This is a genomic window from Cyanobacteriota bacterium (assembly GCA_027618255.1).
Classification (GTDB): Bacteria; Cyanobacteriota; Vampirovibrionia; order LMEP-6097; family LMEP-6097; genus JABHOV01.
In genome coordinates, this window is the sequence record JAQCFG010000022.1 from 1 (window position 1) to 20,239 (window position 20,239).

Sequence of the window (20,239 nt, forward strand, 5' to 3'; positions counted from 1 at the left end):
CTGCTGTACCAGTGATTGCGATTCTGCCTTCTGCATCCATTGTTGCAGTGCTTACGGCAGCAAAGCTTCGCAAGAAAATAAGCAGATCATTAATGGTGCTACTGTCTGTTAGTACTGATGCGATTGTCTCACCATCAATAGTAACGTCACCCGTTGTAATAGATGTTACTCCCTTGAGATTGGCTGTTGCAAGAGTTGAATCTCCTGTTACGCCATTGTCAATCCGTGCGTCGGATCTTCGGGTTGTTGTTGTTGCTAATTGACGAATCTCTAAATCAAAAGTTTGTGCTACAGCATCGTCAGTCGCTGTAATTGTTGTGTAATAATTTTCGGTTCCTGCTGCATTTGTGTTATCGAGCGTGGTAACACTTTTGGATGCAAGTTCTGTTGTACCTTGAGAAATGGCTTTGTGGTCGATAATATTTTTTATATTGGTTACGCTTGAAGAAGCAGAAGATAAAAATGAATTCTCATCATTGAGACGAGAGATTTTATTTTGTAAGGGAGCAATACGACTCTGCACCTCAAGATCTATGAGCTGTGAAATCAGTGCACCTGAATCGAATGAACTATTTAGACCTACAAAACTTACGGCCAAGATGGATCTCCTATATTATTTGGGGACTACATAGAGTTATCAAGCAAGGGTTTAGCCTTTCACAAGATCTCTATCTATATAAGTTCCACTTCTGTCGATGAGCGTTCATCCACTAAATAGCTATTTATAAGGGTTTCAAGTCCTTTGGCTGGTTTATCTGATCGGTCGTTTGGACTAGGCTTGGGCTTGCGTAGAGGTTAAATGACCCTTTTGAATTGTTTTTCCCCTGCGTTATTCTGCAAATTCTGTAAAACCCCTATCAACAAAGGGCTTTACAATTATTTCCAGGGGTTAAATGACCCCTTTCGATTTCTTGTAAGTTTGTTCATAATTATTGTTGTTTGAGTTTGAAGTGAAAGCAATCTTGGAGATGCTTTAAAGGAGATAATAATGAATAAATCACTGAGCCCGATTCAGTCGGGCTATCGGAGACTGCTGCTTTGTAGTCTTGTTTTGACTTTGGTTATGCCGTGGAGTTTGGTTGCTCAAGCTAAACCAGCACAGCAAGCTTCTTTGCAAGTTGTTGTTGAAGACTTGGGTTATGAAAAATCACAACCAGATTTAGTTCGCACGAATAAAGATGTTTATGTGCGACTTAAAAAAGAAGACTATGAAAGAATGGAGCAGCAAGCCTTTTTGGGAATTAGTTTATTGCAACGTATTCATGACTTAGAGAGACTTTATAGACAGATTAAGGAGATTATAGAAACGACATCTGCGGTTGTTGATTTTGTTAAAGAATTTCTCAATATTGAAGATTTTGATATTTTTGATGGACTGAATGGTGCTGATGACGAGTTTGAACATATCTCTGGAGTTGTGATGTCGCCTGGTTTTGTTGAGTTTGTAGTGACAACGACAGATGACAGTCTTAATTTCGATGATATTGTTAGTTCTAATTTTTTGGAGTTTGATCTTTATTACAACAAGAATCTGTTCGCCATTGATCACATAGAAGGCAAAGGAATTTTTGGTGATGAATACAACACTATTGCATTATCGCAACAAATTAGTGGAGCCAAGGATAGGATCAAGTTGCCCTTGAGTGATCTTTTGACTAATCAAGTTGTTTTTAGAGTTTATTTAGCGCCATTGGATCATGAGACTATTGAAGTTGGTGACAAGACGGCTTTGGATATCCGTTATTACAAACGTGTGCCCTTAAATGATGATGGTGAGCGTATTGCGCCGTTGCAGTATTCATTTACAGAGGAGTCTGCTACCGAAATTGTTGTTTCTGTAGTGTAGTAAATCAAGAAGACTCGTTAGGAGCGTGTAACCCAGCCCAACTTTACTAAATATAAAGATCTCAGTTAATAAATATGGGCTGGATGACAAGCTCCTAGCTGATGATATTGCTATAATATTGGCTGTGATCAAGCACCTTGCAGTAATCATGGATGGTAATAGACGTTGGGCAACCCAGCGTGGCTTGCCTTCTGTTGAAGGGCATCGTCGAGGTGTTAAGGCGCTTAAAGACTTAGTCAAACTTTGCCCTAAGTATGGTATCGAGTATCTTACCAGCTATGCTTTTTCTACTGAGAACTGGCGTAGAGACAAAAGCGAACTTGATTTTTTATTCAAACTCTTGGGTGAAGTTGCAGTTAAGGAACTGAGCAACTTACACAAAGAAAATGTCAAGGTGACTTTCTTGGGTGACATTAGTGCCTTCGCTGATATTGGTATTGAGCAGAGCCTTAATGGCTTAGCAGAAAAGACCAAAGACAATACTGGTTTGAAATTACAGATTGCTCTTAATTATGGTTCGCTTGATGAGATGAGCACTGCATTGACTCGGATTAAATCGACATTGAATGATGATGAGATCAAGGCTCTAACGGAAGAGCAGTTTGCTAGCTACTTGTATACGGTTAATTGTCCTGACCCAGAAATAATATTGAGAACTGGTGGAGAGAAACGTTTGAGTAATTACTTACTTTGGCAAGCTGTAAATTCACAGCTTGTTTTTGTGGATACCTTGTGGCCAGATTTTGGAGAAGTGGAGTTGAGGGATATTCTTGAGTCTAACGCAACGACTGGGACTTTGGGTGCAAAGCTGAAGGAGGGATATGGTTCAACTAAGACCGACGCAAAAGCAAGCCTATAGGCGGGATGCTTGGCTTGAAATTAATTTAGACAATCTTGAATTTAATCTCAAGAAGATTTATGCTGAATTTAATAAGCCATTGATTCCGGTACTCAAAGCAGATGCTTATGGTCACGGTGCTGCAATTATAGTGAAAGTACTTGATGCTTATCCTTTTATCGAGGCTTATGCTGTTGCTAGTATTGATGAAGCTTTGTCTTTAAGAGAAACTACAGCGAAGCGCATTGTTGTTCTGGGTATTAGTCCAGATTGGGCTCTGGAACGTGCTTTGAGTGAACAAATCGAAATTACAATTGTTGATTTGGCTGCGGCTATCAAGCTCGATGAATTAGCCGGGCAACAAGGTTTGAAAGCACAAGTGCATATCAAGTTTGACACTGGCATGAATCGTATTGGTTTTAAATCAAAAAAAGATATTGCAGCAATTGAGGCTTTGGAGAATTTGGAAATCAAGTCAGTGTATACTCACTTTGCTGATGCCGCCAATAAAGATCTTTGTATTAAGCAATATCAGTTATTCAAGCAGCTTAGTGAGGGTATGGGCTATCCTATGCACCCTGCTTCTAGCCAGGCTTTAAGAGCATTGGGCGAGCAAGTGGATTTCGATTATGTACGATGCGGGATTGAGCTTTATGGACTGGAGAATCCTGAACTTAAACCTTTACTATCTTTGTTTGCCCGTATCAGTTTCATTAAAGAGATTGAGGCTGGCGAGTCAGTTAGTTACAAAGCGACGTGGACGGCTAGTGAAGCGACCAAAATCGCCACTTTGCCATTGGGTTATGCTGATGGAGTGCCGCGTTCCTTGTCTAATAATATAGTAGGGCGTCTCAAGTCTGAGACTGTAAAACAAGTAGGTTTGATTACTATGGATCAAATGATGTTTGATATTGGTTCTATTGATGCTCAAACAGGTGATCTTGTTGAATTATTAGGCGATGATTTGCCGGTCAGTGATTGGGCTTGCGGAGCTGGTTCTATTAGTTATGAAATAGTTTCGGCGCTGAGTTTGCGTCTTCCCAAAACCTATACGCGAAAATAATGTTGAGATTGCTTACGACTAGAGAAGACCTTGATGCTTTATTAGATAGAGAGGATCTAGTTTTGGTTCCAACGATGGGTGCTTTGCATGAAGGTCATCTTTCATTGATGAGATTGGCGCGTGAGCATGGACGTAAAGTCATAGTTAGTATTTTTGTAAATCCTTTGCAGTTTGGCAAAGGTGAGGATTTTGATCAATATCCGCGTAAGCTGGGCGAGGACATGGATCTAATTAACGAGTTGGCTGATTATTTATGGGCACCAAGTTGCCAAGATATTTATCCATTGAAAGTCGAGTCCGGGCTTGAGATGATTAATGCCAATCCAGAGATAGCAGATAAATTATGTGGGCTAAGCCGTCAAGGGCATTTTGATGGGGTTTGTACCGTCGTCAAAACTTTGTTTGATTTTGTTAAACCGACCAAAGCAGTTTTTGGTGAAAAAGATTTTCAGCAATTAATGGTGATTGAAGATATGGTTCAACGTTATAAATTGCCGGTTGAGATTATTCGCGGGCCGATTATTCGCGAAAGCTGCGGCCTGGCAATGAGCTCGCGCAATCAATATCTTAGTGATAATGAGAGAAAAATCGCTGCCAATATCTATAAATATCTCAAGGCTGTTTCTGCTAGGGATCTAACTATTGAACACGCCAGGGAAATTATGATTAGCCTTGGTATTGAGCTTGAATATCTGGAAATGCATTGGGATAGGCTGTTTTTTGCTGGTAAAGTCGGTCAAACTAGGTTGATTGATAATATCAACAAATATTAATCGTTACGTTATTAACGCCGGGTGATAACACCGTAACGCTTTGTAAATGCGTATTAGCAAAGCGTTACATCGTTATCACCCGGCGTTAATAACGTAACGACTTGGGCTTGATTTTTATTGAGTTGATTTGTTATAATTACTTGTATGAGTACAGACACCAATGCGGTGTCTCGAACAATGAAGTTGGGACAAAGCTCTACGCCTATGCGTAGAACCGCCTCAGCTGTTTCTCACGTGCCAAATGGCGAGCCTAGCGGAGTATTTAATACTTTGAGCAAAGCTGCTAGACACTTCCTTATGCTTCCTACAAGTGAAGCATCAAGGACACAAGCTGCAAAGCTTTGTGCTGTCTAACCATTGGCTTCACTGAGAAACTGATTAAAAGACCAGGTTTATGCCTGGTCTTTTTTTGTAATCTAGCAACCGCGCGGAATGCGCGTGTTGCCTTTGGAGATAATTCCGACTTTCAAAACAAGTCTATCGTAATAAACGAGTGCGTGGCCTGCCAACGCTAGTCTCAAGTTTGTGATTCTTGATATCAAGTAATATTTCATGCCCAAGTAGTGATTTGCTTTGATGCTGGGCGTATGCATTGCCTGTGAGTATGGCATTGTCTATATTATGATCCTCGTCAATATTAACGAGGATTTGTCTAGCTTTACCAAAAATTTGATCACTATGGATTTCTGCAAAACGTTGTGGTCCTCGCGAAAAGACAGACAAGAGATTTTTGCTCTGCTCATAGATGGCAGAGTCTGAAAAGAGATAGCTACCTTGTTGAGTTCCGCTTAGAAACAATAATCTAACATCGTCGTTAGCTTTGACTAAGTCAAGACTCGGAAAATAAACCAGATCCTGTGATTCGACTCGGAGCTTGTCAGAGATTGCTACAACATTGCTTAGGAAGTTGATATATTTTAGTTCACTGAGTTCCTTGAGTTCTAATTCGAGCTTGTCTGAGCTTATATTCATGTCTTCACTGACATACTTCACTTGCATCATATCTTCGGCATTACCACTATTGGCTTGAGCAAAGCCCGTTGCTAAGTTGATTTCTTGATATTGAGCATAGAGGTTGGCTTGTTTTTTATCAACAATAGTTGTGACCACAAGCTCTTCTTCTGAGGAGAATGATTTGAGCAATGATTTATTGACGTCAATATCCATTCGTGGAGCGATGATACTAATGCGATCAGAGTCCAAAGAAACTCCACCGACAAAACGTGCGTAGCTTGATTCACCATTGCTATCAGCGTCAATAAAAGCTTGGGGGGCTTCAATGGTGAAATTGCCAATTTGGATTTTGACATTGCCAATTAAAGTAGAATTGCCATCTTGATAATCTAGTTTCTCTGCTGAGATGATTTTGATCTTGCCAAGATTGCCATCCTCAGCTAAGACAGCGAGCTGTAGAGAAAAGAATATAATCAACATTGCAAAACAAAGTTTGGCTAGTGATTTTGAGAATATGATTTTGAGCTTAGTCACGTTGTTTATTATACAACCTTGGATTAGTCAGAGTGAACATGACCAATGATGCTGGCTTTTTCGGTATTGAAGTCATAAATAATCTTGTCAGAGTAAATAGTATTGTCTCCTTGAATAATATAAGGATTGACTGTGAAGATAGCTTCGAGCGGTTTTTTCTTGGCATCCACTGTAATTATTAGTTTGTCTGAAAAGCAATTGACATTACTTGCTTTGGCATTGACTGTCGATTCAGCTTCGATTTTACCATTCTGGTTAATAATTATTTTGCCAGCAGTGAGAGTAGTAGTTGCATTGATTTGAAAGAACGCAGATTTTTCTGCAATGATAGTTTGGCTTTCGTTTGGCTCAAGAGTAATTTTCTCGGCTTGAATTTCAAGTGGGTCTTGCTTACCTTTAGTGAGCTTGGCGTTACCTTGGCTAATAATAGAACTAAAATCCTTTTTTATAAGTCCCTTACTGCCACTGACTTCATAACCATCTGTGGAATTGAGAGTCCAGTTGTCTGAAACGATAAGATAAGGTAGTTGCTCTTGGAACTTGAGGTGTCCGCATCTCAGTATATATTTACCATCGCTACTTAAGAGTAGTACATTGTCATTGAGATTAATTTCTTGCTCGTCTTTATTGAACTGGGCGTATTCACCTGTGATAGTAAATTGCGCGTCATCATAGCCTGTGCTTGGGTTATAAAAAGTGAGTTTAGGTTTTTGTACTTGAGCTTGGTTTTGTCCTAAGTCTGATTCACTGTTAATGGCGTTTAACGTCCATTTGACTTTGTTGGTCTTACTATCAATTTCTTGAATTTCAAAATCGCCAATTTGCAATGGCGCCTTTGTTACTTGATCAAAAATCTTGGAATCTTTGACGGCAATCAAGCCTGATATCCCACTATAGGCGAAGAAAGCTAATCCCAATAATAAAGGAGACAACATTACTATTGTGGCTTTGTGTTTATTGTAAAAAGCTTGCACTATTAATTGATGGCTTTAATTTCTTTCACTAAAGTTGTTAGATTGTTTTTTAGTGAGTTCTTCAAGTTGTTTGCCAAGCGATTCTACTTGGGTTTCGATGTTTTGCGCTGAGGCTTTGAGCTTTTCGTCAGTAAAATCTTTGAAGTCACCAAGAGTATCAGCTGCTTGAATTTTAATATCCTCAAACTTTTCTTTGACAGTTTCAAAGAAGTCAGAAGAATTGACTTCAAAGTCACGTCTTAATTCTCTACCCGGTTTAGTGGCATTTAGTATGCCTGCGACAAAACCCGCTGCAAGACCAAATATTAGTCCCAATACAAAATTGCTAGAATTATTATTGTTATTATTGCTCATGTAATTATTATACCAAATTTTACTGGTCTTAAACAGCTTTGATTAGACCTTTTTTGTTACTTGCGCTTATTTGAGAAAACCAAGTCAATTAAGGCACTACCAAGAGTACCTCCTAGCGCTGTTAAATAGTTTGCAAGTTTGCCGACGTTGTGTCCAGCATCGTTAAGTTTGTTTTGAATCCCTTGGACATAATCTTTGCCAATATCAATTAGTGATCTTAGTGATTCCAAAACTTTGGTAAGTTGTACCAAAACTGGAATAAAGAAAATTAAGAAAACGATCATGCTTAGAGCCAGAAAAGCCAGGCTGCAAATAAAAATTATATCAATTACACTAGTTTCCATTTATACGTTTACCTCTTCTTTGCTCGTTTGGCTATTGCGTTTTGTTTTGAATTTATCAAGCTCCTCAGAGTATTTGATGTTAAGCTCATCGATTTTGCTTTTGGTTTTGTCCAAGACGTCACTGAAACGATGGTTGAATTCTTTACCAGCCGTAAAGGCGAGTCTAAAAGCAGAAATGCCTAAATTAATACTATTGTCTATTAGATCTTTGGCGTTGGGTGGTAGTTTGGACATTTTATTAAAGAATGTCTTTCCAGGAATAGGAAGCACTGCGAGTGCTAATGCAAATCCTGCAGCAATACCAAAAATGAAACTAATGAATCTAAACATAGTTGAGATCAATTTTAGCATATCAACTGGTTTCTCCTTGACAAGCCTTGAACGGTGGTTGAGGAATGAGTTCATCCATAGTAACTATTTTATGATGATCTATTACTTTCATGATGTCACTTCTCTTGAACTCTGAGGGATGAAGTTTTCCGCATGCATGCATCATGCTATTGAATTCATGAATTACTGCGTGGTGATAATTTGCTACGCGAGGAATTTTTTCTTTGATAACCAGTCCTCGTTCAAGCCAGGGCTCGTGAGTTGCAATTCCAGCAGGGCAATGATTGGTATTGCATTTGAGAGCATGGATACAGCCGATACTCAACATGAAGCCTCTTGCTCCCTGACAGAGATCGGCACCCAGTGCAATCATGATGGCAAGGTCGGCTCCGGTAATTACTTTGCCAGAAGCAATAACTTTGATTTCTTCTCTTAGTCCAGCTTCTCTTAATGCATTGTCTATGAACATCAAAGCATCTTTAAGTGGATAACCAAGATAGTCAGTATGCGCCTGTGGTGCTGCACCCGTCGCACCTTCTGCTCCATCTACAGTAATAAAATCGGGCATCATCTTAGTTTTGTGAATTGCAGCAATTAGTGCATGTACAAATTCTTTGCGCCCAAGACAAAACTTGATGCCAATTGGTTTACCACTTTTGTTTTGCAGATCATCAATCCACCTGAGCATGCCTTCTTCATCTTCCCATTCTTTGTGTCGTGGCGGAGAGATGACATCTTTGCCTTTCTCTATGCCACGTGCAGCGGCAATTTCATCAGTGATTTTTTCTTTGGGCAGAACGCCACCCTTGCCAGGTTTTGCTCCCTGAGAGAGTTTGATCTCGAACATTTTGACTTGATCGAGACGAGCTAGTTCCAAAAATTTACTTTCGTCAAAGTCACCGTTAGCGTGTCGCATACCAAACTTGGCGGTACCTACTTGCACGCAAATGTCTGCGCCTGAGTCTAAATGATATCTAGCAACGCCACCTTCACCGGTATTGTGATAGCAACCAGCTAGCTTGGCTCCGTTATTGAGTGCTTGTACAGCGTTTTTGCCAAGCGCTCCATATGACATTGCTGAGATATTAAATAAAGGAGCGTTGTAAGGGAAGCGGCGCTTGCTACCGATAGTGACTTTGTGGTCAATGTCACACTCTCCTTCACTTGAGTTGATAGGGAAGTGACTATGGCGCATGAGCATTGTGCCTGGCTTGTCCATATCTTTTTTGGAACCAAAGGCAACTGTTGCAAGTTGTCGTTTAGAGTTGGCATAAACCCAAGTCCTTATATAACGTGGGATTGGTCTATCGGATCTTTCATCATGAAAAAGATATTGTCTAAGCTCAGGACCAATGAGTTCTAGTAAGTATCGTAGAATACCAATTACAGGATAATTTCTTTTGATAGTATGTTGCGTTTGGGTGATGTCGCGAATGGCCACTGCAAGCAATATAATGATTGGGCCAAAAATCATTATGGTTCCAGCGTGTTGATCAAAGAAATGTATGAAGTTAGTCATCTGTATTCTTTATTCCACTTTCGCCAGCCACGTTGAGCCCTTTGTTTTCTATCAGATAATAGACATGCGTGACTGCTATTATCTAGCAGGGAGCGAAAGGCTCAACGTCGCTGGCTGGATGTCATGCTATATTTTTAGCCAAGCAAAGACTAGTTCTTGCTGGCAATGTTATGAAAAGTAGATCTAATTACAGTACGAGAGTTGAGCTTAATGAAGCACAAAAAAAGCTAGAAAAGAATTGGGGTTTTGAAACTCGTTCAATTTTAGTTGGTCAAGCACCTGATCCAGCTACTGGTGCAACGATATTTCCTATTTACCAAACCTCTACTTATACTCAAGCTGGAATTGATGATAACAAGGGCTATTGTTATTCGCGTACTGGCAACCCCACTCGAACTGCAGTTGCTGATGTTTTGGCTTCTTTAGAGAACGGGACTTTTGCAGCGATTTATCCTTCGGGAATTGCAGCTGTTCATTCAGTGATGCAAATGTTTAAGCCAGGTGATCACGTGATCAGCTCTTCTGATTTATATGGTGGAGCGCATAGATTATTTAACGAGATTATGACTCCGCTTGGTTTGAGTTTTGATTTTGTAGACGCACGTGACTTGAGTAATATTGCGAGCGCGGTCAAAGATAGTACTAGATTGGTTTGGCTTGAATCACCAACTAATCCTTTGATGAGACTTTGTGATATTGAAGCGATTGTTGGTCTCGTAAAAGATTTGAATAAATCAAGAACTGAAGAAAACAAAATCCTTATTGGTTTTGACAATACCTTCGCCAGTCCATACCTGCAGCGTCCTCTAGACTGGGGTGTCGATATTGTAATCCACTCTGGAACCAAGTATCTTGGTGGACACTCTGATGTTTTGATTGGAGCGATTGTTGTTAAGGATGACAAGCTTGCTACAGAGATAGCTTATAGACAAAATGCTACAGGCAATCTAGCTGGTCCTTTTGACTGTTGGATTTTAATGAAAGGAATAAAAACACTAGCTATTAGAATGCGCCAGCATCATGAAAGCTGCATAGAGATTGCAAAGTGGCTTGAAAAACATCCTAAAGTCAAAACAATACATTGTCCTGTGCTTGAGTCACATCCGCAACATGCACTCTACAAAAAACAAATGGATTATTACAACGGCATGCTCTCGTTTGAGTTTGATGGTGATTTTGAAACTGTCAAAAAACTGGTAAGCGCTACACAAATATTCCAGCTTGCTGAATCACTTGGTGGAGTTGAAAGTCTAATTGGACATCCTGCAAGTATGACTCATGCCGCAGTGCCGCGTGAGCGCCGTCTTGAGCTTGGTATCAATGATAATTTAGTGAGAATTTCAGTTGGAATAGAGACAGTAGAAGATTTGAGAAAGGATTTGGAGCAGGCGTTTAACTCAGTGTCATAATGATTAGTCAAGCAGAATTCAAAGCCCGCCGTCAAAAAGTCCTTGATTATCTCAAAGATCTAAGCGGCAAGAAAAAACAAAAAGCTGTCTTTAAAAGTGGACAACAAAAAGTATTTTCTAACGATGTGCATTATCCGTTTCGAGTTGATAGTAGTTTTTATTATTTAACTGGTTTTAAAGAACCAAACGCTGTTTGTGTTTTAGACCCTAATGCTGATAATCCTTTTACTCTTTTTGTTGAACCTTTTGATGCTAAACATGAGATATGGGATGGATTTCGAGAGGGATTAGAGGGTGCCAAGCAAAATTATCATGCTGATCAAAGTTTTGATATTAATGAATTTAAAGAAGAGTCGTCAATAGATTTGACTGACTTTGTTGCTTCATTGCGCACGGTGAAGTCGGCTGCTGAAATTGAATTGATGAGAAAATCTGCTCAAATTGCTATTCAAGGACATCGTGTTGCTGCTGAGATGATCACTCCAGGTATCTATGAGTATGAACTGGAAGCTGCTCTATACCAGGTTTTTAGGCAACAAGGAGCTAGCAGTTGGGCTTATCCTGCGATTGTTGCTTCTGGAGTAAATTCTTGTACGCTTCATTACACTACTAATAATAAAAAAATCGAAAAAGATGATTTGATATTGATTGATGCTGGTGCAGAATACGAATACTACGCTAGTGATATAACCAGAGTACACGCAGCAAGTGGTGCAATGAACCAGCAGCAAAAAGATATTTATGATTTGGTGCTTGCTGCGCAAGAAAAAGCAATTGATACAATTAAGCCAGGACTGAGTTTTGGCGAGACGCATGATATTGCAGCAGCAGTGATTGCTGAAGGTCTAGTTGATTTGAAATATATGAAAGACAAGCATGACAGCGAAGAACTCAAAAAGTTTTATATGCATGGCACTGGTCATTCCATTGGTATGGATGTTCATGATATCGGTGTTGATAAGAAAACAGCTCGTTATGTAGCTGGTATGGTAACTACTGTTGAGCCTGGTATCTATATTAAAAACAAAAAAATTGGTGTGCGTATTGAGGATGATATTTTAGTTACTAATGATGGTTTTGACAATCTTACTCTCGGGTTGGCTAAGTAGTCGTCATTGCGAACACTAGTGAAGCAATCTAATGCAAAGATTATAACTACCCACTGGATTGCTTTGTCGCAATGACGGCTCACACACTCTCAAGAATTTCATACTGCACCGGCACAACACCCTTGGAATAACTACCAATCAACTTTGCAGCAGCTTCAGAAAGATCAAGGTCGCGACCTTCTATAAAAGGCCCTCTATCATTGACACGTACAATAACTTTGCGATTGTTTTCCAAATTGGTTACTAGTAAGTAAGTATTGAGAGGAAGTGATTTGTGAGCAGCCGAAAGAATATTTTTGTCGAAGGTTTCCTGGTTGGCTGTTTGTCTGCCATGGAAGTAACCGCCGTACCAACTAGCTTGTGATTGATAAATGTGATTGCTGTGCTTAAGTCCCATTAGACTTAAGCGGTTCTCTATTCGTGATTTAACTGAAGTTTTATTGGTGGCAGCTGATGGATTTTGGCCAAGATTAAGGCCCAAAAGCAAGAGTCCGGTGCTTAAAAGCACGGCGCCTGAATTGAGAGCTTTGCCGATTTGAATCATTGTGATTAGAAATCCAACTTTAGCATGTGACGATTTGGGTATTTTAACTAGTGGAAGACACCTATTTTGTGTTGTTTATATTAACTGTATGTATTAGTTTTTCATAATGTATTACAATATAGGATTTTTTCATGTATGCCTTGCTAAATAAAGGTTATAATTAGTAGCTGAATGCGTAATACATGTCGATATTAAGATTGTATTTGTTGCCTCTTATTTGAGGTGAGAAAGTATTCAGACATTATCCAAGTCCGTAAAAACAAAGGGGTTTTTACCATAGCAGTCACAAGCAATACAAACTTACAACGTGAATCAACAAATCTCAAGCCAGAGAATAGTGAAGCGCGTAAGCAAGCATACAAAGATAGAGTTGCTGAGGGAGAAGCTGAACTTGCAGCAATCACAGGCAAGTCTGATGATGAATTAGCCAAACTTGTAAACAGAAATGTTGATTTAACAACATTAACTGATTTAGACAAAAAGAAACAGCATGAAGCATTAGGTTGGGCTGAATCTAATGTTGTTGAGAAGGCAAAAGCATTACTCAAGCTTGATGATTCACAGATTAAAATCCCTGAACAGATCTACGCTAATGCTCATGGTTCAATCAAGAAGCAAATTAGAGAGAACTATTTAAAGAGAAGAAGATTTTTTTTAGAAGAATTGTCTAAAGGAAAGTTACCGTATATTTCTACAGATGCAGATGGAACCTGTACCTTTAAAACTAATTCCAAGGTTGAAAACTCTCGTTCCATTGGTTCTTTACAAGACAAATACTACTTAAGGCTATTATTGCTCGCTATCATAGAATTAGGAGCCAAATATGAGATTAATACTGCTCGTCCTGGTTTATTCCCGGGGCCAAGTATTGTGGGTACTGAGGGACCTAAATTTCAAACTGAGCAAGGTGAATGGGTTAACCCACGTTCTCCAAACGAAATCTCAGGGATACTACATGAATTTGGAATTCACGATATTGATACCAAGGAGTCCAAAGATCTTTTTGATGTACTCGTGATCAATGGTTTATCAGCTGCAATTAAACACAATCCATATTCTGGCAAACTAGAGATTACTCCTGCAACAATTAATTACGGTAAATTTATTGACAAACTTAATTCAATCAAAATGCCTGGTGCCGAGAATGGTTTCTTGTCAAAGCTCGAAGAAGTTGTCGCGAATGAAACAGAAAACAAACCATTAAAAGTACTTGAGTACAAAACAATACCTTGGGTCTTTATTGAACATCCAGAATTCAAGGTTGAAAACTTTCTACGTTACATTAGTCTTGTCGAGAAGCATCGTGAAAAAGGATTTTCAGATGCGGAATTCTTTAAACAGCTTAACGAGAGTGGTATAGAGCTTCCTGATGATTATTATAATAAGGCTAATCCGCCAAGTAATGAGGCAGAGTTAACTCGTAAATTAAGAAAAGGCATGTTAGCTTGTCTTGTGCCGCATGCTTTTGACTCTGACAATGTTGTTAGAGAAGAAGTGAAGTTGAACTTCTATAAAACGCTTGCCAAGTTTTCTCGTTCAGAAGAAGCTCAGGACTGGGCGGAGAAAGAATTAGGAGTTCCAAAAGGAACTGATTTATTTACGATTAATGGTAAAAGTGTTGCGCATGTTGACTTTGACAATTTTGAAAGTCAATACAAAGACCTTGCAGATTTAATTACTCAATTAAAAAACAAAGGAGTTGCAGCACCACAAAAAGAACACGTAATGATCAACGTGGTTGAAAACTTGACTCCGTATAGTGAAATTGCTCCAAATACATCCAAGGCTGATTCCTTAGATATTGAAGAATTGCGTGATAGTCAGTACTTTGTTATTGGTGCCGGGGATAGTCCTGGTAGCGATGCTGTTTTATTAGCTCAATCAATTTTACTTGGCGGGGCAGGTTTTGTTGTCAAAGGATTGATGACGGATGAGGATATTGGACGCAATATTGTTGAGTTACTTGCCACTGACAAAAATCAATGGCATGACTTTGCACTTACGGAAATCAAAAAAGGCAAAGACGAAGATCCAGAGTATCGTCAGAATACAACTGGTGAAGTTAAATCAAAAAAAGAATGGGTGAAGTTTTTTGTTGAGCATTACCAAGACAAGATTATTCGTTGTTTTAATATTCATGAAAATAATGCTTTTAATGCAGCTATTTTCTCTGAACTTTTTGAAGGTGATCCAAAGTTCTCAATGGATTTTAATGAGAATGATGCTTGGGCTCAAACAGTACTAGAAAATACTAATCGTCAATCTTTGGTTACACCAATTAGTGAAGCAGGTGAGAAGGCTCTGGAAGGTCAGGTCTACGAGAAGTCTATCTTTGATAAATTTCCATTGCTTAAAGCTATACCTTTTGTTGGCAAGGCTTTTGATCCATTTCACTCAGGCAAGACTTTTAATCAACTACTCGGAGTGGTCTCTAAGGCTCTTGTTGGTGCAGCCCCGGTTGCGATGATTGCTGATTCTCTTGGCTTTAGTGGATTAGGTTATGCTGCCCGTTTATCACAAAGATTTTCGTATGCCATTAATACTATTGCTTCTGGTGTCTCTCGTGGTTTGTATTTATCGTCACATAAGTTCTACTGGCAATTTATTGGTGAGATGTTTGGTTTATCTTCGACTTTCTTTGAACAGACAAATACTTTCGGACGGACTCTTAGAGCCCTGTCTAATGTAGTTCTTATTGGTCGTGGTAATGAACTTGCGATGAGAGATAACTACAACTTAGATAGCTTCAAAGACTCCAAGCTTATTGAAGAAGAATTCAAAAAGAATCCAAATGCAGAACCGTACTTTGATAAGAAAAAAGTCGCTGCTAAGTTGACACAGGAAACAATGGGTGAGATTGATTACTTCTCGCATGAATTCATGGGTGGTGTTCTTGGTAAAATCCCTCTAGGCAAGCACATTGTGGCAACGATGGCGCAGTTTAAACAAGGTGTTAAGTTGGCTTGGGACTTTGTTCGTATACCAGAAATTCGCAAACATGCTTTTGCTAACATCTTTCGCCTCAAGCCTGTTGGTCATACTAAGATATCTAAAAATAGCGGTAAGCCATACGCAGAAGCTTTTGAAGCTAATGCTTATGCATTTGCTGGAATGGCAACCCTTGGTACTGCACTAGCTTCCACTGTCTTAGGAGCGATCACTGGTAATAAACTAATTGACACTGTTTTAACCAATATCGCCAATATGATTCCTGCTCTTGGAATTGTTACAGCTGGTAAGTTAGTACATCAAGATCAAGCTGGTGATCCGCGACACTTTACTGATGTTGCTAAGAAACAACAAAACTTTAGTCCAGAGAAAGCAGGATTAATGCAAATTGTTTCTGGATGGCTCATCGGTATTACCGGTGCGTTCCAGCACACTACTATTGGTGCTGAGCTTTACAACCTAGCTAATGGTATCTATTTTGAAGGAATCCGTGAACAACTCAAAGTCTGTGTTGATGATGCTGCTGTAAATAAATTAACCAGGCAAGGTGAGTACTATAAACTCAGAGAAGCAGTTACTAGTACTGGAGCTTCTGTAGCACGGACTTTGGCTAAACCTGTTCAGCAAGCAGCTTAGTTAAATTAATTAATTTCCCTCTTTAGCAAACATTCCAAGCACAAAGATATAAGCGTAACAAGCAAAGGCAACCAATAAACCAGCATCCCAGTTTGGTACAAGAGCATCTCCTTGATTGGCTTCAGCTACCCATGCCATCACAGGTCCAATCACAGCACCGCCAATGATAGCAGTGCAAAGGATTCCAGAAATCGCACTTGAGTATTCTTTGCCGAAACTATTAGTTGCCAAACTATATATAGTAGGGAACATGATAGAAATAAAGAAACCAATTGCAGGGAAAGCAAGAAGAGCTTGGTTGATGTCACCAGTCATTGCCATATAAAGCGCGACAGCAGCAAGTGCGATATAAATCTTGATTGCAAGTTTGCCGGGGATCTTGTCTAGTACTGCAGTACCGACGAACCTACCTGCTAGTAAACCACCCCAGTATAGACTTAATGTTAAATTTCTTACGCTCTCAGCATTAACAGCTTGTCTGAAGAAATTTAATAGTCCTGAATATATTTCTCCCATCATTCCAACATTGACCAAATCATCTGAAGATTGGATTATTGAAAAGATACTTAATTTGTCCTCAAAATATAAGGTTATAGTATTCGCGACACCTACTTCAACTCCTACATATAAAAAGATACCAAGAGCATAAAGATAGATAAGCGGGTTTGCTGTTAATAATTCTACGGTTAGATTTTTAGATTTGGTACCTTCTTTGCGCATTGCAAGTTCTTCACTACGAGCCTTAGCAACCGCTTGACCACTGATTTCTGAAGGTTCAAGAGCTCTAGCTTCAAAGTCTTGGTCATTAGTTTCTGATTTAGGATAAGCAGGAAAAGCAACAGCTGCTGTCATCACTAAAGCAAGCGCTGTGAATACCCAGTAGGTAACAGTCCAGTGATTACCAGAGTTTTCAATTGAACTTACTAATTGAGGTGCAGCAAAACTACCAGCTCCATTAATAACCATAAACATAGTTAGGTTACGCGAGTACTTAGCTGGATCAGAAATCTCAGCAACCAGTGGATTGAGCGCCACTTGAACGCCAGTGATGCCAACACCACAAAGGAACATCGCTGCCATGTTTGGCAAGAAGCCAGGCACTGCCGCAAAAAGTAAAACTCCAGCAGTTGTGATTAATGAACTAGATACTAAAGTAGTTTTCTTTGAGTTTTTTTCCATGAAAACTCCCCAGGGGATAGAAGTGATTCCGTAAGCTATAAAGAAGGTCGCTGCAAGAAAGGCAGATAAAGAAGCGCTTACACTATAGGTGTCGCGGATCTTTGGAATGATCGCACCAGCTACATTGGTAATTGCACCAAAGGATAAATAAGCGAAGGCGACTGCTGCCATCAATGCTAGGAAGCCTTGATTTTGTTTTTCTTTATTTTTCATTATTGTTTTTACCTTTTTTAATTTAATGTGCTGGGATTTAGTTTTTGTACTCATCTTTACTCCTATCTGTATTACGAGATACCTTGATTATTCAGAGCAAATATTAGCATAAGTCATATAACTTAACTAATTAGACCTGTTTCGAAAGTCAATATTATCCTAAAGGTCAAGCTACGGTGGCTGAATCTGCACAAAAAATAAAGATTAAAAATTGCCATACATATAGGTGCTAAAATCGTAATCCCGAAAGGACAAAACCAAATGGCAACTGCATTAAAAGTAATACTGACCGAAGATTCACAAGCTGGAAGAGCTGGAGAGCTTGTTAAAGTGAGACCAGGTTTCGCTCGCAACTATCTTTTACCTCAAAAATTGGCCGTAATTGCTGATGCATACAACTTACAAGCATTTGAAGAGCGCAAAGCTGAGATTGAAGCTGACGCTGAAAATAAACGCCAAAAAGCAAGTGACGCGAAAGAATCACTTGGTGATGATTCAATGGTAACCATTGAAGGAAGATCTGGTGAAACCGGGAAATTATTTGGTGCGATTACCAAAGAGAAAATCGCTGAAGCTGTTGCTAAGCAACTTAATTTAGAAGTTAAAAAAGAACAGATAGAAATTACAATGCCTATCAAAACTCTTGGTGAGCATAGTGTAACTATCAAGCTTGCGGTTGGAACGACGGCCGACATAATCGTCAAAGTCGTACCTGAAAACTAGATCTGGTCTTATAAGCTTCATCTACTGCGTTATACTCATTTTCTACAGTCATCATTGACGGCTCAGTCAAACATCCTTCCCAGGATTTAGAGGGCCTTGTAACTGAAGCTCTTAGAAGCGACTAATTCCAATTCATTAGACTTACTGCAAAAGTCGGAATTATCTCCAAAGGCAACACGCGCATTCCGCGCGGTTGAAACTAGGTTATAATCATCCTAATGTTCATAACAATAGAAGGCCCTGACAAAGCTGGTAAAACAACGCAAATCGCCAAACTCAAGGAATATATCAAGAATAATTCCTTAGATTGGGTTTTTACCTTCAATCCTGGTGATACCAATTTGGGTGCTAAGCTGCGCAATATTGTTTTGGATTGTGATGAGCATATCTCTAATCATGCAGAGTTGATGATTTACCTTGCTGATAGAGCGCATCATGTTGATACCAAGCTTAAGCCTCTACTTCAGGCTGGTAAAGTAGTTGTTTGTGATCGTTTTAGCGATAGTACTCTTGCTTATCAAGGTTATGGACGTGGCATTGATATCAAAACTATCAAAATCATTGACGCACTAGTTTGTGATGGTATCAAGCCTGATTTGACTATCTTATTAATGGTGTCTGAGCAAGAAGCTCAGCGTCGTACTAAAGATGCAGTCGATAGACTTGAAGCGCAAAACAAATTGTTTTTTATCAGAGTGCGTAATGGTTATAAGACAATTGCTCGCGAGGATCCTACTCGCATTAAGGTGATAGAGGTTGATTGCTTGAGTATTGAAGAAGTGCATGAGCGTATAACGAATCTGATTAACGACAATATTGCTGACTACAATAAGGAAAAAGCCCGTGTCTAAGAAAACGATTTTGCTTACTGGGTCTGCAGGTTTTATTGCTTCTCACTTAGCTGATAACTTGATTGCTCAAGGTCATGATGTTGTTGGCATTGACAACTTTAATGATTATTATGATATCAAGCTCAAGGCACGCAATTTGTCACAGTATTTTGATAGCAAAGATGTTTTAGCTCTGGCTGATAAGATCAAGAGTCCTTATCGTTCTTTTGATAACCCTGTTTCAGAGTTTAGTTCGACTGCGTTTACTGATTCAAAAGCAGCGGCAGGGAATTTTCTGGAGAATTCTAATTATAGGCTCTATGGTTTGGATCTTTGTGACTATGAAGCGCTCAAGTTGGTTTTCCAAAATCATGATTTTACGCATATCGTGCATATTGCAGCAGTTGCAGGTGTTAGACCAAGTGTGATGAACCCAGTTTTTTATCAGAAAAACAATGGCGACTCGACTATTAATTTATTGCAACTTGCTGTTGAAAACAATATCCAGAAGTTTGTCTTTGCATCTAGTAGTTCAGTTTATGGTAATTGCGACAGCGCTCCGTTTAAAGAAACAGAAGATACCTCTAAACCAATAAGCCCCTATGCTGCAACCAAAGTGGCTGGTGAAGCGATGTTGCATAGCTTCCACTCGCTTTATAAGATCCCTAGTGTGGCGTTGAGATTTTTTACGGTCTATGGTCCGCGTCAAAGACCTGATCTTGCGATCAATAAATTCACCAAGCTAATTGATGCCGGGAAGTCAATTGAGATTTATGGAGACGGTTCTGCATTAAGAGACTATACCTATATTGAAGACATTGTAGATGGAGTTTTAAAAGCAATTGATCTTGACTGTGCTTTTGAGATTTTTAATCTAGGAGAATCTCAGACTACTGATATTAAAACTCTTGTTGCCTTACTTGAAGAGCAGCTCGGTAAGCAAGCAGCAGTAAGTTATACAGATCCGGTTCCTGGAGACGTTCCTTTGACTTATGCTGATATCTCCAAATCTAAGTCAGTACTCGCTTATAATCCACAAACCAAAATCAAGGAAGGTCTAAGCAAGTTTGTTGATTGGTATAAGCAACAGAATTAGCCTCATTGGTGCAAAACTTGTA

Annotated in this window: 20 protein-coding genes; 11 read left to right on the forward strand and 9 right to left on the reverse strand. The window is 39.3% G+C overall.

Annotated features, from left to right (window positions below; all coding sequences use genetic code 11):
- On the reverse strand, nucleotides 1–598 hold a 598-nt coding region (locus O3C63_04510), incomplete at its 3' end, for a hypothetical protein (GenBank protein MDA0772186.1).
- A 390-nt stretch (nucleotides 599–988) separates the two neighbouring features.
- Here O3C63_04510 and O3C63_04515 point away from each other — a divergent pair.
- The 5 genes from O3C63_04515 to O3C63_04535 all read left to right on the forward strand — a co-directional run bounded on the left by O3C63_04515 (nucleotide 989) and on the right by O3C63_04535 (nucleotide 4,874).
- Nucleotides 989–1,846 (forward strand): hypothetical protein, encoded by an 858-nt coding sequence (locus tag O3C63_04515; GenBank protein ID MDA0772187.1) that lies wholly within the window; start codon nucleotides 989–991, stop codon nucleotides 1,844–1,846.
- Between the two features lie 124 nt (nucleotides 1,847–1,970).
- Complete coding sequence (uppS, locus tag O3C63_04520; GenBank protein ID MDA0772188.1) at nucleotides 1,971–2,705, forward strand: polyprenyl diphosphate synthase; 735 nt, start codon at nucleotides 1,971–1,973, stop codon at nucleotides 2,703–2,705.
- Entirely contained in the window at nucleotides 2,668–3,747 is a 1,080-nt protein-coding gene (gene alr, locus O3C63_04525) for an alanine racemase (protein ID MDA0772189.1), read from the forward strand. The genes uppS and alr overlap by 38 nt, the downstream gene beginning before the upstream one ends.
- Entirely contained in the window at nucleotides 3,747–4,520 is a 774-nt protein-coding gene (gene panC, locus O3C63_04530) for a pantoate--beta-alanine ligase (GenBank protein MDA0772190.1), read from the forward strand. The genes alr and panC overlap by 1 nt, the downstream gene beginning before the upstream one ends.
- A 144-nt stretch (nucleotides 4,521–4,664) precedes the next feature.
- Nucleotides 4,665–4,874 carry a hypothetical protein gene (locus tag O3C63_04535; protein MDA0772191.1) on the forward strand — a complete coding sequence of 70 codons (210 nt, stop codon included), beginning with the start codon at nucleotides 4,665–4,667 and terminating at the stop codon, nucleotides 4,872–4,874.
- A gap of 123 nt (nucleotides 4,875–4,997) precedes the next feature.
- On the opposite strand, the gene O3C63_04540 is transcribed toward O3C63_04535, so the two are convergent.
- From O3C63_04540 to O3C63_04565, 6 genes are read right to left on the reverse strand one after another with little or no spacing between them, the layout of a single operon-like run.
- Entirely contained in the window at nucleotides 4,998–6,008 is a 1,011-nt protein-coding gene (locus O3C63_04540; GenBank protein ID MDA0772192.1) for a hypothetical protein, read from the reverse strand.
- 23 nt (nucleotides 6,009–6,031) lie between these two features.
- The gene (lptC, locus tag O3C63_04545) at nucleotides 6,032–6,943 is read right to left on the reverse strand and encodes an LPS export ABC transporter periplasmic protein LptC (GenBank protein ID MDA0772193.1); all 912 of its coding nucleotides are present in this window, start codon (nucleotides 6,941–6,943) and stop codon (nucleotides 6,032–6,034) included.
- A 54-nt stretch (nucleotides 6,944–6,997) separates the two neighbouring features.
- The gene (locus O3C63_04550) at nucleotides 6,998–7,336 is read right to left on the reverse strand and encodes a YtxH domain-containing protein (GenBank protein ID MDA0772194.1); all 339 of its coding nucleotides are present in this window, start codon (nucleotides 7,334–7,336) and stop codon (nucleotides 6,998–7,000) included.
- Between the two features lie 56 nt (nucleotides 7,337–7,392).
- Nucleotides 7,393–7,680, reverse strand: a complete 288-nt coding sequence (locus O3C63_04555) for a hypothetical protein (GenBank protein MDA0772195.1) — start codon at nucleotides 7,678–7,680, stop codon at nucleotides 7,393–7,395.
- Nucleotides 7,681–8,010 (reverse strand): hypothetical protein, encoded by a 330-nt coding sequence (locus tag O3C63_04560; GenBank protein ID MDA0772196.1) that lies wholly within the window; start codon nucleotides 8,008–8,010, stop codon nucleotides 7,681–7,683.
- A 22-nt stretch (nucleotides 8,011–8,032) separates the two neighbouring features.
- A complete protein-coding gene (locus tag O3C63_04565; protein ID MDA0772197.1) occupies nucleotides 8,033–9,529 on the reverse strand; it encodes an FMN-binding glutamate synthase family protein in 1,497 nt (498 codons plus the stop codon).
- Nucleotides 9,530–9,699: 170 nt separating this feature from the next.
- Here O3C63_04565 and O3C63_04570 point away from each other — a divergent pair, with 170 nt between their 5' ends.
- Nucleotides 9,700–10,938, forward strand: a complete 1,239-nt coding sequence (locus O3C63_04570; protein MDA0772198.1) for a PLP-dependent aspartate aminotransferase family protein — start codon at nucleotides 9,700–9,702, stop codon at nucleotides 10,936–10,938.
- Nucleotides 10,938–12,047 (forward strand): aminopeptidase P family protein, encoded by a 1,110-nt coding sequence (locus tag O3C63_04575; GenBank protein ID MDA0772199.1) that lies wholly within the window; start codon nucleotides 10,938–10,940, stop codon nucleotides 12,045–12,047. Before O3C63_04570 ends, O3C63_04575 begins: the two co-directional genes overlap by 1 nt.
- Nucleotides 12,048–12,126: 79 nt before the next feature.
- Here O3C63_04575 and O3C63_04580 read toward each other — a convergent pair whose 3' ends face one another.
- Entirely contained in the window at nucleotides 12,127–12,591 is a 465-nt protein-coding gene (locus tag O3C63_04580) for a septal ring lytic transglycosylase RlpA family protein (GenBank protein ID MDA0772200.1), read from the reverse strand.
- A gap of 222 nt (nucleotides 12,592–12,813) precedes the next feature.
- Between O3C63_04580 and O3C63_04585 the strand changes: the two genes are divergently transcribed.
- Complete coding sequence (locus O3C63_04585) at nucleotides 12,814–16,176, forward strand: hypothetical protein (GenBank protein ID MDA0772201.1); 3,363 nt, start codon at nucleotides 12,814–12,816, stop codon at nucleotides 16,174–16,176.
- Between the two features lie 9 nt (nucleotides 16,177–16,185).
- Here the strand turns inward: O3C63_04585 and O3C63_04590 are convergent, their stop codons facing one another.
- The gene (locus O3C63_04590; GenBank protein ID MDA0772202.1) at nucleotides 16,186–17,568 is read right to left on the reverse strand and encodes an MFS transporter; all 1,383 of its coding nucleotides are present in this window, start codon (nucleotides 17,566–17,568) and stop codon (nucleotides 16,186–16,188) included.
- Nucleotides 17,569–17,829: 261 nt separating this feature from the next.
- Here O3C63_04590 and rplI point away from each other — a divergent pair, with 261 nt between their 5' ends.
- From rplI to O3C63_04605, 3 genes are all read left to right on the forward strand, one after another.
- Complete coding sequence (rplI, locus tag O3C63_04595) at nucleotides 17,830–18,291, forward strand: 50S ribosomal protein L9 (protein MDA0772203.1); 462 nt, start codon at nucleotides 17,830–17,832, stop codon at nucleotides 18,289–18,291.
- A 218-nt stretch (nucleotides 18,292–18,509) separates the two neighbouring features.
- Nucleotides 18,510–19,142 (forward strand): dTMP kinase, encoded by a 633-nt coding sequence (gene tmk, locus O3C63_04600; GenBank protein MDA0772204.1) that lies wholly within the window; start codon nucleotides 18,510–18,512, stop codon nucleotides 19,140–19,142.
- Entirely contained in the window at nucleotides 19,135–20,217 is a 1,083-nt protein-coding gene (locus O3C63_04605) for an NAD-dependent epimerase/dehydratase family protein (GenBank protein ID MDA0772205.1), read from the forward strand. The genes tmk and O3C63_04605 overlap by 8 nt, the downstream gene beginning before the upstream one ends.
- The last annotated feature ends 22 nt before the right edge of the window (nucleotides 20,218–20,239 follow it).

Coding starts and splice junctions, on each gene's coding strand:
- O3C63_04515 (MDA0772187.1), top strand. CDS start 989: ATGAATAAATCACTGAGCCCGATTCAGTCGGGCTATCGGAGACTGCTG.
- alr (MDA0772189.1), top strand. CDS start 2,668: ATGGTTCAACTAAGACCGACGCAAAAGCAAGCCTATAGGCGGGATGCT.
- panC (MDA0772190.1), top strand. CDS start 3,747: ATGTTGAGATTGCTTACGACTAGAGAAGACCTTGATGCTTTATTAGAT.
- O3C63_04535 (MDA0772191.1), top strand. CDS start 4,665: ATGAGTACAGACACCAATGCGGTGTCTCGAACAATGAAGTTGGGACAA.
- lptC (MDA0772193.1), bottom strand. CDS start 6,943: ATGTTGTCTCCTTTATTATTGGGATTAGCTTTCTTCGCCTATAGTGGG.
- O3C63_04550 (MDA0772194.1), bottom strand. CDS start 7,336: ATGAGCAATAATAACAATAATAATTCTAGCAATTTTGTATTGGGACTA.
- O3C63_04555 (MDA0772195.1), bottom strand. CDS start 7,680: ATGGAAACTAGTGTAATTGATATAATTTTTATTTGCAGCCTGGCTTTT.
- O3C63_04560 (MDA0772196.1), bottom strand. CDS start 8,010: ATGTTTAGATTCATTAGTTTCATTTTTGGTATTGCTGCAGGATTTGCA.
- O3C63_04565 (MDA0772197.1), bottom strand. CDS start 9,529: ATGACTAACTTCATACATTTCTTTGATCAACACGCTGGAACCATAATG.
- O3C63_04570 (MDA0772198.1), top strand. CDS start 9,700: ATGAAAAGTAGATCTAATTACAGTACGAGAGTTGAGCTTAATGAAGCA.
- O3C63_04575 (MDA0772199.1), top strand. CDS start 10,938: ATGATTAGTCAAGCAGAATTCAAAGCCCGCCGTCAAAAAGTCCTTGAT.
- O3C63_04580 (MDA0772200.1), bottom strand. CDS start 12,591: ATGATTCAAATCGGCAAAGCTCTCAATTCAGGCGCCGTGCTTTTAAGC.
- O3C63_04590 (MDA0772202.1), bottom strand. CDS start 17,568: ATGAAAAATAAAGAAAAACAAAATCAAGGCTTCCTAGCATTGATGGCA.
- rplI (MDA0772203.1), top strand. CDS start 17,830: ATGGCAACTGCATTAAAAGTAATACTGACCGAAGATTCACAAGCTGGA.
- tmk (MDA0772204.1), top strand. CDS start 18,510: ATGTTCATAACAATAGAAGGCCCTGACAAAGCTGGTAAAACAACGCAA.